The sequence below is a fragment of the Cytobacillus gottheilii genome (genome assembly GCF_001636345.1).
GTDB classification, from domain to species: Bacteria; Bacillota; Bacilli; order Bacillales; family Cytobacillaceae; genus Cytobacillus; species Cytobacillus gottheilii.
Window position 1 is genome coordinate 3710979 of sequence record NZ_KV440945.1, and the last position, 12367, is coordinate 3723345.

Here is a 12367-nt window from a genome sequence, read left to right on the forward strand (position 1 = left end):
CCTATACCGGCACTTTAGAAAGGTAAAAGTCATTCATTGATTTGTACCCTAGTGACAAAATATTTTCTGTACTCTCAAACATTTCATTCTTTCCGTTTTCAATAAGCATCACTTTATCGCAATACATCTCAATTTCATCCATATAATGCGTCGTTAAAATCACAGTCCCGCCTCTGCTCTTGTTATAGTCAACAATATAGGACCACAGCACATTGCGCATATGAGGATCCAAACCAGTCGTTGGCTCATCCAAAATAATCAGCTTCGGCTCCGACAAAAAAGCAATCGCCAAACTAACCTTCTGCTTCCATCCGCCAGACAACTTCTCAAAATAAGATTTCCGATGAGGCTCAAGTTTAAAATCAGCCATAATCTCCTCAATCTCTTTATTCGACTTATAATAAGCTTTAAACAGCTTCAACAGCTCTTCCACTTTTAATGACTTATAAAAATACGTAGGCTGCAGCACAACCGAAATATCTCTTCGGATTTCGCCCAGCTTATCCAGCGTGATCTTCTGCAAATTCTCATTAAAAAGCAAAACCTCACCCTGATCAAAATCCTTAATCGTCATTAAAATCTCAAGAAAAGTTGACTTGCCTGCACCATTTTTACCGATAACGCCAATAACCTCACCTTCGTTTGCTTCAAAATCCAGGCCTTTAAGTACCTGATTTTTTCCGTAGGACTTTTTCAGGCCTTTTACACTTATGATTTTCATTGTTTGACCTCCAATGCAGTTTCCTGCAGCTAGTTTGGGGGTATTCCCTCACACTAACTCCTTTTTACACTGCTTTTATTGCTCATAGGGTAAGTATATCGGCTTCTTCATGAGAATAATGTGATTGTTCATAACTACTCTTTTTATTTACTTTGGTGTGCGGTTTGGAGTTGTGGGGATACAGTTGGGTATTCATAAGTGTGTGATTTCTTTGGAATTTTGTATCACATTAGAAAGAACCTATGAAAAATTTCTATACCTATCTAAAGAGAACTAAGTTGATATAAAGACCGAACTGGTTAGGTAACGGGGTCATAAAGATAAAAACAAAACGCACAGTCAATTATGACTGTGCGTTTTTACTAGCGCATTTCCGTTAGCTCATTATTTATCACGCTTTAAAACTTCAATCTTCTCTTTTTGTTGCAACATACTTCCATAAGTGGTATGTCCCCCAAAACAGCATTACGCTTAAAAACGGAAATAATAGTGCCAATATCGGCTTTCCTGTGAAATAACCCGAACTAAATATAGCAACTACTATATAAACAATTAAAAACGGAAGCAAAAGAATCCAATAACGTTTATCTTTAAAGGTTTGAAAACTAAACATACAATCCCCCATTCTAGAAAATCGTTATTCACAAAGTAACAAACAGTAAAAAATATTTATTCACCCAAACTTTAACATAAAATCCCATAAACAGCGAGGATATGTTTTATTCGTTACAACTTATCTATCCAATCACGATTAACTTTATTTAACTGTCACCAAATGGGTACAAGATTCCCTCCAAATTTGAAACCTTATTCTGCCATTTGCGTATATACTATAAAGAGCTGTTTAGGGGGAGCGCCAATGTTTACTGAGCTGAATGAAAAGTTACTCATTGTGAAGGATGATTTAAGGAAAAAAGAGAAGTATGAGGACCATTTGGAACGCTTAAGGGCCGATTTACAGCTAGAAATACAAAAACGGGACATGTATATGCATATGTTAGAAGAGAAAAAAGAAGATGTTAGCCGCTTTGAATCTTTCACCCTTGCCAACATTTTTTATTCTCTAATTGGCAAAAAACTTGAGAAGATTGATCAAGAAGAACAGCTAATTGCAGCTATGAAGCTAAAATTTAAAGAAGCGATGGAAACCGTTGCTGATATGGAAAATGAGATAAAGAAGTTTGAAATGGAGCTTACATCTGTAGCGAATGCAGATGTGGAATACGAAGCCATTTTAAAAGAAAAAGAACGATTAATCCGCGATACTGATTCATTTTGGAATGACAAATTATACACCCTTTCAGAAAAAGAAGCAGAGCTGTTTGCAGGCTTAAAGGAGTACAATGAGGCAATTGAAGTCGGACAAAAAGCAAAACATCAGTTAGATGAGGCACTGGACGAATTAGAATCTGCACATAATTGGTCGACCTTTGATATGTTCGGCGGCGGCACCATTTCTACTTTTGTCAAACATAGCCGCTACAATAGTGCCCAGGATCTCATCCACGATGCCCAGCACACCCTCCGCCAATTTCGAGAAGAGCTGCTGGATCTTAAAAAGCATTTTGACCACGATTACGATATCGGCAACATGCTTACGGTTGCCGATTACTTCTTTGATGGTATCGTTGTCGATTGGATGGTCCATGGAAAAATCAACGATGCCATGTCACAGACAGAAAAAATGTATGACCTTGTGAAAACTACTTTGAAGGAAATTAAACTGCAAAGAGATGAACTGGAGAAAGAGCTAACTGATGTGCATTGGGAGAGAATTGAGTTGTTTGAGTCTTGTTCTTAGGGCTGAGGACAAATAAAGAATTGAGAATGTAGATAAAGTTGGAGATTAGCTTTGTCTATTTCTTTTAGTGGAACTTTATTCATATAACAGAAACCAATTGAATGCCTTAAAAATACTAGGCATTTTGTAAAGTATATACCCGTATAGAATGGAGATTTCCTATAATTGCACATTTATCCATTTCATTTTTTCAAGACCTCATATTATATAAGAAAAGCAGACCTATCTTGGTCTGCTTTTTAGTCTCACGGGAGCGTTATTGAAACACTTTGATCAATAAAGTCTGTTTTAGCATATCCTTCAATTACTAGCTTACTAGGGATAAACGGATTCCCTTTATACGATTTTCTCGCATATTCAGTTGATGTTGAATAGTAGAGTGGTTTTTCAATTTCTTCAGTTAGGAAATAATTAGAGTTATAATCAAAAGCATTTCCTTCGATATCCACCAATTTTCCTTCAGTGAATGTATTTTCGAATCCGTGGAAAACACCTTTTTCATAAAGCTCGTCTCTTACGTCATAATACAATTTTGTATAATTACGTTTACCTGTAAATGACTCATGAACGGTAAATGTCGTTGGATTACCCATATTGATATTTGCGATGGAGATTTCATTTCCTAAGTACTCAAATGTTTGGTTCTTAACATCAGGACTGATGGTAAACTCCTTAGAGTTTTCAACAAATGTAGATAGAGTAGCTATATTGATTTTTACATTTTGAATATCCTTGAAATAAATAGAATCAAAGATCTCTACTCGATCGTAACCATGATTATTAGGGGCAGCATCTTTAAAGTGCTGTTCATTATGAACCTTTTCATCATTCACTTCAAGTGAATCAATAAGGAATTCGCTTCTGGCGGCTTCATCTCCACTCACTCGATAATGGAGCTTTGTTGTAGTTGGGGATACGATTAATCGATAGAACTCCAATTCTATTCCCTTAACATTAGCAACAACATTAAAGTCAAACCGTTTTGCCTCATGTTTTTTCACAGGGATTTCAAAATCCCACTCCCCATTAATCACTGAGTATTCTGGGTCTTCTGGATAGTAATATCCAATTGAATCTTCCTTCATTCTTAATAGCTCTGAAATTGAAGCTAAAATAAATCCATCTTCAGAAATTAATGACTCAAAAGTTTGTTTCCCTTTATAAACATAATCATTTGCTGAATAGTAAGAGTAACCAGCATTCTGTAATAGCTGACGTTCACCATATTGACCAACTTGTTTAAAAATATTGTTTTCTAATCCTAAATTATATAAGTTCTCCCTTTTTAAGTCCTCAACTTCATAATAAAGGGTGGTTTGAATATCGTCTGCTACTACGTCTGTAATGGTGATTTTGATGTCATTGCTAATCGCTTCCAGCTTTAACGGTTCAGCATAACCGGCTTCTGTGAGTTGTTCTAATTGTTCATTTTCTTTTGCACTGAACCCCTGCCACCAATCTGTAAAGGATGAGAAACCGTTTGTAGCAATTACAGTTCCAGTAAACACTGTTAATGAAGCTGCAAGCCCTATACTTGCAACAAATCCCCACTTACGTTTCTTCTTTTGGACTGTTGCATATTTTTCGGTTTTTCTCCGTACATTGGAAAAAAAGTGCAGCGGCATTTCAGGTGGATCTATTTGATTGTTTAAATCTCCAATTATTTGCTTCAGCATTCTATATTCCTCTGAACAATCGACACATTCGCTTATATGCTTTTGAATAAATCCACTCTCGTTCTCTCCCAAGTTACCTTCAATATCCTCTATAAACCGCTCTTGGAATTCATCACAATTCATGATTCTTCACCTTCCTCCATTATTTTTCTTAATATGAGCAGCCCTCTATATAACCGTGATTTTACCGTCCCAATAGGCAAATTTAGCAGCTCAGAAATTTCTTCTTGTGAAAAACCCTGTATGTATTTGAGGACAATTAATTCACGGTACTTTACATCCAATTTTGTTAGACTGGCAGAGATCGTAATCCTCGTATCCAGTTCATTCGATTTGACCGCTTCCTCATGTTCTTGGACGTCCGTTTTTTTCCTCTTTCGATAAATAAACCGGCATTCATTTATAAAAATGCTTGTCACCCATGACTCAAAGTGTTTTTGACACCATTAAATTACCGAAAGTTGACGGTATTGCATGTCCAGAATTAGTCGATTATAATGTCCATATATATATTCGAAACATTTCGACATTTTTAATTCTGTAGAAAGGAAAAGACGCCTCCCATAACGTATAACTGCGCCAACAGTTATACGGGAGACGTCCCACCAAAAAGTATATGATTATTGTATCAGATTATCAGCTGATTGAAAACATGCTTACTGGAGTTTTTAGTTAGGGGTGCAGGTAGGATTCCGTCTCCATGTTGTGGGAAAGTCATGTTGGTTATAGGTACTAAGAACCGAAAAGCTATGGATCATTCAGGACAGAGTAAGACCTATAACATTAGGAGGTTAAGGTGCACAAACTGCCTTACCATTCACCATGAACTTCCGGATTTATTGGTCCCTTACAAACGGTATGAATCTGAATGTATTGAAAGCGTTCTTACGAGCCCATCCAACCACACTATTCCAGCCGATGATTCTACTATTTCGAGGTGGAGTGGCTGGTTTCATGAGTATGTGGACTATTGGGTTGGTTGCTTAACCTCTATCATGATTAGAACCCGTCAAGGAACCATCCCCCAAGATCTTACGTCCAAAGGTTCAGGGACTGCACTTCAAAGGCTAGGACGCTTGGCAGGAGATGCCAATGGATGGCTGACAAGAATTGTCCGCCCTATAGTAAATATTAATTTTTGGATACATACCCGTTCTGCATTCATTGTCCAATAACCTCTGATTTACACTCATGATAGAAACAAAAAGGAGAGTGTATGCATGAGAAATCATAAGAAATCAGAGGAGTTGGCAGTGCAGCGTTTCCAACTGATATCCCCTTTATTGGCAGAAGGGCTTGATGCTGGAAAAATAAAGGAGCTAAAAAACCAGATAGTGCAGGTAAGCGGTCTTTCTGAAAGAACTATTAGGCGATATCTGGCTCAATTTCGTGAAGATGGATTTGGAGGATTGAAACCACAAGGGAGAAAAGTTTCTCGGAAGTCAGAAGCTATTCCTTCTCATATATTGGAACAGGCAATCCTTCTTCGAAAGGAAGTGCCAAACCGTAGTGTGGCGCAAATCATCCAGATTCTAGAATGGGAAGGATTAACTGATCCAGGACAAATTAAAAGGTCTACTCTTCAAGAAAAACTAACGGAAAAAGGTTACAGTACCCGACATATGCGTCTCTATTCTCAATCCGGTGTAGCTGCCCGAAGATTTCAAAAACAGCACCGGAACCAACTTTGGCAATCAGATATTAAATACGGTCCTTATCTGCCTATTGGGCCAAAAGGGATCAATAAACAGGTTTACCTTGTCGCTTTTATTGATGATGCAACCAGGTTAGTGGTTCATGCAGCCTTCTATCCGACTCTAGACTCAAGAATCATTGAAGATGCCTTTCGGCAAGCAATCCAAAAGTACGGTGTTCCAGAAGCCGTTTATTTTGATAATGGAAAGCAGTATCGAACCAAATGGATGTCCCGTACATGTTCTAAAATAGGCACCCGCCTTTCTTACACTAAGCCGTATGCAGCTGAATCCAAGGGCAAAATTGAAAGGTTTAATAGAGTTATAGATTCATTTATAAGTGAAGCTATCATTGAGAAACCAAAAACTTTAGATCATCTGAATGAACTTTTTCAGGTGTGGCTGACAGAGTGCTATCAGAATAAACCTCACTCTGCCCTTGAAGAGAAAATTAGTCCGGAAACGGCTTTCCGTTCCGATAGAAAAGCAATTCGCTTTATTGATGAGGAAACGTTAAGCACTGCATTTCTACACTGTGAAACAAGGAAGGTTGATAAATCAGGGTGTATCAGTTTCATGGATCAAAAATATGAAGTGGGCTTGGCATTCATTGGGCGAAAGGTGGATGTAGTTTATGACCCTGCGAATATAGAGGATCTTACCATTGAGTTCGAGGATTATACTCCTTGGAAGGCCAGGAAGCTTATCATTGGGGAAAGAGCTGGGAAACGTCCTGAATTACCTGAGCACCTGCAGGTGCAAAGTGTTGAATCTTCGAGACTACTAAGGGCAGCTGAACGAAGGAACCAGGATCGTCAAATTGAACAGAAACCTGCCGTAACCTTCCGTGCAGTCTGGAAGGAGGATGACTCTCGTGTTTGAAGCATTCTATGAAATGGAAAATACTCCGTTCACACGTGATTTGCCAACGAATGAACTTTACGATTCTTCCATGATGCAAGAAATCCTTGGAAGGCTTAAATATGCAGCTGAGAGACAGCTTTTTGCGGTCTTGAGTGGAGATAGTGGTACCGGAAAGACGACGACAATCCGTAAGTTTGTAGATAGATTAGATAAAGGAAAGTTCCACATCCTTTATCTATCCGACTCCAAATTAACGCCTCGTCATTTTTACAAAGGTCTGTTGGAACAACTAGGCTCAGAAGCAAAGTTTTATCGGGGGGATGCAAAACGACAGCTTCATCGAGAAATTGAATTAATGAAAGGTATTCGAGGACTACAGCCTGTCGTGGTAGTGGATGAAGCTCACCTTTTGGACCGAGAAATGTTAGAAGAAGTTAGATTCCTACTAAACTTCAAGATGGATTCACAGAGTCCGATGGCGCTGATTCTAGTCGGTCAAAGTGAATTGTGGGATCGACTACGCCTCCAATCATACGCAGCGATACGCCAAAGAATTGATATCCAATTCCAGTTAGGACATCTCGACCGTGCTCAGGTTGAAGAGTATGTTTCTAGGCATCTCCGTTATGCAGGTGTTGAACAACCGATCTTTTCTGATGGGGCGCTTGACGAAATCCACCGGTTCTCTGGTGGTGCCGCAAGGCTCATTAATAAACTCTGTACACATAGTCTCCTGTATGGCTCACAAAATGGTCGGAGAATCATTGATGATCATATGATTAAGCAAGTTATCCAGGGGGAACTTTCATAAAAAAACCGCTAAAAAGAATACATTGAAGTACTGGAATGTTGGAATTGTTGGGTTGCACTGTGATGAATGATTTGAATTTCCATTTAGGAAATGGAAAATATCTTCCTGCCACTTCGAACTAGGCAGAGACTGATACATTCTTACTGGTCAAAAGGATGTTAGGTTTTACCTTAAGAAAAATAAAACCATATGGTTGATTTGTAAAATAATTGGGGAAGCAAAGGGTTGCTTCCCCTTCATATTGGACAGTGAATCCGTCAGTTTTAGGACAATTAATAACGTCAATTTCAGGACAGTATAGAACGTCATTAACAGTATTTCTATTTCCAACAATTTAATCTTGTGTTTAAAAGACTGATACCACTGTTCTTTACTTTGACCAAATCGAATTTCTACAAAAGCACGATTCCGAACATCACAAGCGGAGCAATGGTATATTACCTCATCTAAGCCTGCACCTATCTGCATTACTTTGCTATTTTGCAGATGCTTTTTAGAATTATGGAAATTCAAGAAGTAGGGCATCCTTTCACACAGTTTATCTAGTAAGTAGGCTTTCATGTCATCCTCCCTATTGAAATCATAATGATATTCCCCTATGTAGGCTTTACCAATATGAGTAGGTGGCATTTGAAAGTAATAATCCACTAGCTTTAGAGGTTGTTTAACCTCATGAATGACTTTTAAATTTGCTAAAACATCCAGTTCATATTGCTCATTCAACATTTTTAAATGTTCTATCACCTCTGGATGGATTTCAACAGCATAGAAATTGATGTATTTTCTTGGACTATTTCGAAGTAGTTCTTTTATTTCCTCAATAAAGTGTTTCTTGCGGAAACCCGATGCTATCCATACTACATAGCCTTCTGCATTATTATTTATAAGGTCCTTAGTTTTTTCAAAATGATTTTGATCGGCAGTTTTGATTTGGCACTCGACAAATAATTCTATTTTCTTCTCCTTGTTCACGCCATATAAATCAACCCTTTGTGAGCCATTATTATATTCCAATTTCATCTTCTCAATGGGTAAACCGATAATTTCTTGAAATACTTGAGCGTTCTCCTTTAGAAAGAGACTAAAAATCGTTTCTGTTTTCGAACCTTGCTTACTCACTGCATATCTCCTTTCAAAATGACTGGCAAAACACTTTTCAGAACGCCCACTATTGCTTCCTTTATTGTAGAATCAGCAAGTTTCCCATTAATCGAGAATTCATTATCAGTTAGTAGCTCAAATATATCCCTGACTTCCTCATTCATTCCCATCACAGACATTAAGTGCTCAAATGGCATATCCAATTCTTTAGCAATTGCCATGGCTATTGGGACTGATGGGGCATTCCTTTTACGGTTCTTAATCCTAGATAGATAGGCGGGAGAAATTCCTATATTTCTGCCGAGCTGATTTAGAGAAATCCCTTTTTTTATTCGGTATACTTCCATAGATCTAGCAAATTCACTAGAAATCTCTCTATTTTTCTTCATACAGGTAACTCCTTTTCTTTTTAAATTTTGCACTCAACTGTTTGATTGGTTGATACTCTCCTTCCTTATGCCTGAAGGCAAAGCAACAAAAAACCCGAATCCATAATTAGGACACGGGTTTTTCAAGATATGTTATATGTTTTAATTTATCATTACAACTCATATTAATTCCAACCTTCCAAACAGTTGTTCGCTATTTTCTATTATAGCTTAGTGAAGACTATATGGAAAGACCTGAATACAGTGTTTATAACTCTTATAGCCATGGAGAGTATTACCTTCATTTGGGTAGAAAACAAAACCATACATGCGAGAAGAGTATTAATATCCTTAGTAAGCCACTGTTTAATAACTATGTGTTCCTCTATCCCACATTAGTTCCCCCATATAAGATGAAAAAAATGTCCACTATAAGAAAGGAATTTTACACACTATTAAATAAAAGGCGAAAATTCTATTGAATTAACCCTCTTCTTTTTTTGAAAGGTCTTTGGTTGGTTGCCTAATATCTATCTTACGGATATTTTTTCTTTAACTCTCCATCTATCTTTTAAAGAGATAAATTTTCTTCTCATTTCTAAACTTCAGGTAGCTGATGGTAGATTGTCAAAACCTTTAATCTATACCCGTCTAGTTTTATTAACCTTGTCTCTTCACATTTCCTCTTAGAAGTTTCTGCTCAAGTCGACTAAAATACTGAGTAAATTTATTGTACAGACTTTATTATATCTTTTAATACATTAACAGAATGGTCAAACTTCTCTTTTTCCTTTTCATCTAATTGTAGTTCAATTACTTCTCTAATTCCTGATCTATTAATAATACAAGGTACACCAACATAAACATCCCTATGACCATATTCATCATTTAGATAAGAGGAGACGGTAAGAATACTGTTCTCATTGTTAAGTATCGCTTTCGTAATACGAACCAGTGACATACCAATGCCATAATAAGTGGCACCTTTTCGTTCAATGATATGATAAGCAGCATCTCTTACTTTAACGAATATATCATCTAAGCACTCTTTATTTACATTTTTATTTTTTTCTAATACAGTTTGTAATGGCTCAATACCTACAGAGGAACAACTCCAAACGGGGAGCTCCGTATCTCCATGTTCACCAATTATAGCAGCATGAATATTTCTAGTATCTACATTCAAATACTGTCCAATAGCAAATCTTAGTCGGGCTGAATCCAGTAAAGTTCCGGAACCAATTACACGCTCTTTAGGTAGCCCAGATTCTTTATATGTGACATACGTTAAAATATCTACTGGGTTGGTCGCCACTAAAAAGATTCCATTAAACTCACTCTTCATTACGCTACTTACAATTTGCTTGAAAATTTTGGTATTCTTAGCAACTAAGTCTAAACGTGTTTCTCCTGGTTTTTGTGGTAAACCTGCTGTAATTACAACTACGTCTGCAGCACCGCAATCCTCATAGGACCCACTCCATACCTTTATTGGAGAAGGAGCAAATGGCATTCCATGATTCAAGTCCATCGCTTCACCTTCTGCTTTTGCTTCATTTACATCAATTAACACTAATTCCTCTACAACGCCTTGGTTGATTAAAGAATAAGCATAACTACATCCAACAGCACCTGTACCAATTACTGCAACTCGATTAATATGTTCCTTTATCAAACTCAACACTCCTTTCAATTCAAAAAAGTAACCAACTAACAATTCCAATTAGAATTAAGAAAATTAAGCTATACTTAATGGTGAATTTAAAAAGTTCATTATCTTTTCCAACTAACCCAACTGCAGCTGCTGCAACAGCTATAGATTGTGGGGAAATCATTTTTGCCATAGTTCCCCCCATTATATTTACTGCCACCATAGTTTCCGGTGCAATACCAATTTGGGTAGCCGTAACTGACTGTAGTGGGGCAAATAAGGAACCACTGTTGACAACAGAACCAGTTAAAAATACCCCAATCCAACCCAATATAGGTGAAAATAGCGGGAAAAAGGCACCTGTAGAGGCAAAGGCTAACCCCAATGTGGATGACATACCAGAATAGTTACAAATATATGCAAAGGCAAGCACACTACAGATGGTTAACACTGGCGTTAATAGTTCCTTTGCTGTTTCTTTTGTTGCTTCCAGCAACAAACGATTGCTACAACGGAAAAGTATACTTGCAACAATGATGGTGATAACAATCGCTGTTGTGGTAGAAGAAAAAGGATCAAATTTAAAAACAGCTGCAAATGGTGTATCTAAGGGCACCACAGGTGCATGTTTGATGACTAGGTTATTCAAACCCTGAATTGGGAAGAGAAATACTAATTTCTCTAAAGGACCACCCGTAATAAATAAATTTTTAAAAAATGATAGGTTGAATACTGTCACACATAGCGTTAAAAAAACAAACGGAAGCCAAGCAAATACAATCTTACCTAGTGAATACCTAACACTATTGTCTTCTGATTCACCTTGATTTATACGATAGATTTCTTTGGGTTTCCACACTTGTAAAAATAAAGATAGAGATACTAAACTTACAATAGCAGATAAAATATCAGCCAATTCTGCACCCAAAAAAGTCAATACTAAGGCTTGTGTTATAGCAAAAGAGACTCCGCTAACCAGAATGGCAGGAAATGTTTGTTTAATCCCTTTGAAACCATCTATGATAAATATTAGTAAAAAGGCTACAAGAACACTTATGATAGGAATTAACAAGACTGTATACCGTGCAACAGTTAAGGCGTTTAAGCCAGTAAGTAATGAAGGAACTGTTACAGGTATACCCATTGCTCCATAGGCTCCTCCAGCAATGTTAGCAATCAAGCAAAGACTAGCTGCGTAGATAGGACTAAATCCTAACCCCACTAATATGGCTGCTGTTATCGCTACAGGTGCACCGAATCCCGCAGCTCCTTCCAAAAAAGCTCCAAATGAATAGGCAACAATTAAAACTTGCAATCTTTGATCTGCTGTAATGAATGAGATGCTGTTTTCAATAATTTCGAACTTCCCAGTCTTAACTGTTATCTTATAAAGAAAAATTGCTGCAAAAACAATAGAAGCTACAGGCCATATACCCGCTAAAACCCCATATATAGCTGACATTAATACCATTAGAAGAGGCATTTTATAAATAAACACCGCTACTAGCCCTGATACAATGATACTGTAGAGACCTGCAAGATAACCTTTTAATTTGAAAATTGAAAGCATTAATATAAAAAGAACAATTGGAATGGCTGCTGTAATAGCAGAAAGCCATATGTTATCCAAGGGATTATACTCTTGTAACCATGTATCCATTATATTAAGCTCCTTTCCTT

General features: G+C 37.3%; 11 protein-coding genes and 1 pseudogene. 4 read left to right on the top strand and 8 right to left on the bottom strand.

Annotated elements, in window-relative coordinates:
* Position 1: 1 nt before the first annotated feature.
* The gene (locus A6754_RS17970) at positions 2 to 721 is read right to left on the bottom strand and encodes an ABC transporter ATP-binding protein (protein ID WP_066449049.1); all 720 of its coding nucleotides are present in this window, start codon (positions 719 to 721) and stop codon (positions 2 to 4) included.
* 406 nt (positions 722 to 1127) lie between these two features.
* Positions 1128 to 1334 (bottom strand): hypothetical protein, encoded by a 207-nt coding sequence (locus tag A6754_RS17975; RefSeq protein ID WP_066449052.1) that lies wholly within the window; start codon positions 1332 to 1334, stop codon positions 1128 to 1130.
* 246 nt (positions 1335 to 1580) lie between these two features.
* On the opposite strand from A6754_RS17975, the gene A6754_RS17980 reads away from it, so the two are divergent.
* The gene (locus A6754_RS17980) at positions 1581 to 2522 is read left to right on the top strand and encodes a coiled-coil domain-containing protein (protein WP_066449055.1); all 942 of its coding nucleotides are present in this window, start codon (positions 1581 to 1583) and stop codon (positions 2520 to 2522) included.
* 245 nt (positions 2523 to 2767) lie between these two features.
* On the opposite strand, the gene A6754_RS17985 is transcribed toward A6754_RS17980, so the two are convergent.
* Both A6754_RS17985 and A6754_RS17990 read right to left on the bottom strand, forming a co-directional pair.
* Positions 2768 to 4321, bottom strand: a complete 1554-nt coding sequence (locus A6754_RS17985; RefSeq protein ID WP_066449058.1) for a DUF4179 domain-containing protein — start codon at positions 4319 to 4321, stop codon at positions 2768 to 2770.
* A pseudogene (locus A6754_RS17990) lies at positions 4318 to 4623 on the bottom strand (RNA polymerase sigma factor); the annotation flags it as partial. The pseudogene A6754_RS17990 and the gene A6754_RS17985, both read right to left, overlap by 4 nt.
* A 219-nt stretch (positions 4624 to 4842) precedes the next feature.
* On the opposite strand from A6754_RS17990, the gene A6754_RS23265 reads away from it, so the two are divergent.
* From A6754_RS23265 to A6754_RS18000, 3 genes are read left to right on the top strand one after another with little or no spacing between them, the layout of a single operon-like run.
* Positions 4843 to 5373, top strand: a complete 531-nt coding sequence (locus tag A6754_RS23265; RefSeq protein WP_257297389.1) for a DUF6431 domain-containing protein — start codon at positions 4843 to 4845, stop codon at positions 5371 to 5373.
* A gap of 45 nt (positions 5374 to 5418) precedes the next feature.
* Positions 5419 to 6774, top strand: a complete 1356-nt coding sequence (locus A6754_RS17995; protein ID WP_066449071.1) for a DDE-type integrase/transposase/recombinase — start codon at positions 5419 to 5421, stop codon at positions 6772 to 6774.
* Complete coding sequence (locus A6754_RS18000; RefSeq protein ID WP_066442446.1) at positions 6767 to 7567, top strand: ExeA family protein; 801 nt, start codon at positions 6767 to 6769, stop codon at positions 7565 to 7567. The genes A6754_RS17995 and A6754_RS18000 overlap by 8 nt, the downstream gene beginning before the upstream one ends.
* Positions 7568 to 7732: 165 nt before the next feature.
* Here the strand turns inward: A6754_RS18000 and A6754_RS18005 are convergent, their stop codons facing one another.
* From A6754_RS18005 to A6754_RS18020, 4 genes are all read right to left on the bottom strand, one after another.
* Positions 7733 to 8686 carry a hypothetical protein gene (locus tag A6754_RS18005; protein ID WP_066449074.1) on the bottom strand — a complete coding sequence of 318 codons (954 nt, stop codon included), beginning with the start codon at positions 8684 to 8686 and terminating at the stop codon, positions 7733 to 7735.
* A complete protein-coding gene (locus A6754_RS18010; protein WP_066449077.1) occupies positions 8683 to 9057 on the bottom strand; it encodes a helix-turn-helix domain-containing protein in 375 nt (124 codons plus the stop codon). The genes A6754_RS18005 and A6754_RS18010 overlap by 4 nt, the downstream gene beginning before the upstream one ends.
* 706 nt (positions 9058 to 9763) lie before the next feature.
* The gene (locus A6754_RS18015) at positions 9764 to 10708 is read right to left on the bottom strand and encodes an L-lactate dehydrogenase (RefSeq protein WP_066451724.1); all 945 of its coding nucleotides are present in this window, start codon (positions 10706 to 10708) and stop codon (positions 9764 to 9766) included.
* 22 nt (positions 10709 to 10730) lie between these two features.
* Positions 10731 to 12347: a lactate permease LctP family transporter gene (locus tag A6754_RS18020; RefSeq protein WP_066451726.1), complete on the bottom strand. Its 1617-nt coding sequence runs from the start codon at positions 12345 to 12347 to the stop codon at positions 10731 to 10733.
* Positions 12348 to 12367 lie beyond the last annotated feature (20 nt).

Bases quoted from the DNA above. Each gene is read 5' to 3' on its own strand.
- A6754_RS17970 (WP_066449049.1), bottom strand. From the start codon at position 721: ATGAAAATCATAAGTGTAAAAGGCCTGAAAAAGTCCTACGGAAAAAAT.
- A6754_RS17975 (WP_066449052.1), bottom strand. From the start codon at position 1,334: ATGTTTAGTTTTCAAACCTTTAAAGATAAACGTTATTGGATTCTTTTG.
- A6754_RS17980 (WP_066449055.1), top strand. From the start codon at position 1,581: ATGTTTACTGAGCTGAATGAAAAGTTACTCATTGTGAAGGATGATTTA.
- A6754_RS17985 (WP_066449058.1), bottom strand. From the start codon at position 4,321: ATGAATTGTGATGAATTCCAAGAGCGGTTTATAGAGGATATTGAAGGT.
- A6754_RS17995 (WP_066449071.1), top strand. From the start codon at position 5,419: ATGAGAAATCATAAGAAATCAGAGGAGTTGGCAGTGCAGCGTTTCCAA.
- A6754_RS18010 (WP_066449077.1), bottom strand. From the start codon at position 9,057: ATGAAGAAAAATAGAGAGATTTCTAGTGAATTTGCTAGATCTATGGAA.
- A6754_RS18020 (WP_066451726.1), bottom strand. From the start codon at position 12,347: ATGGATACATGGTTACAAGAGTATAATCCCTTGGATAACATATGGCTT.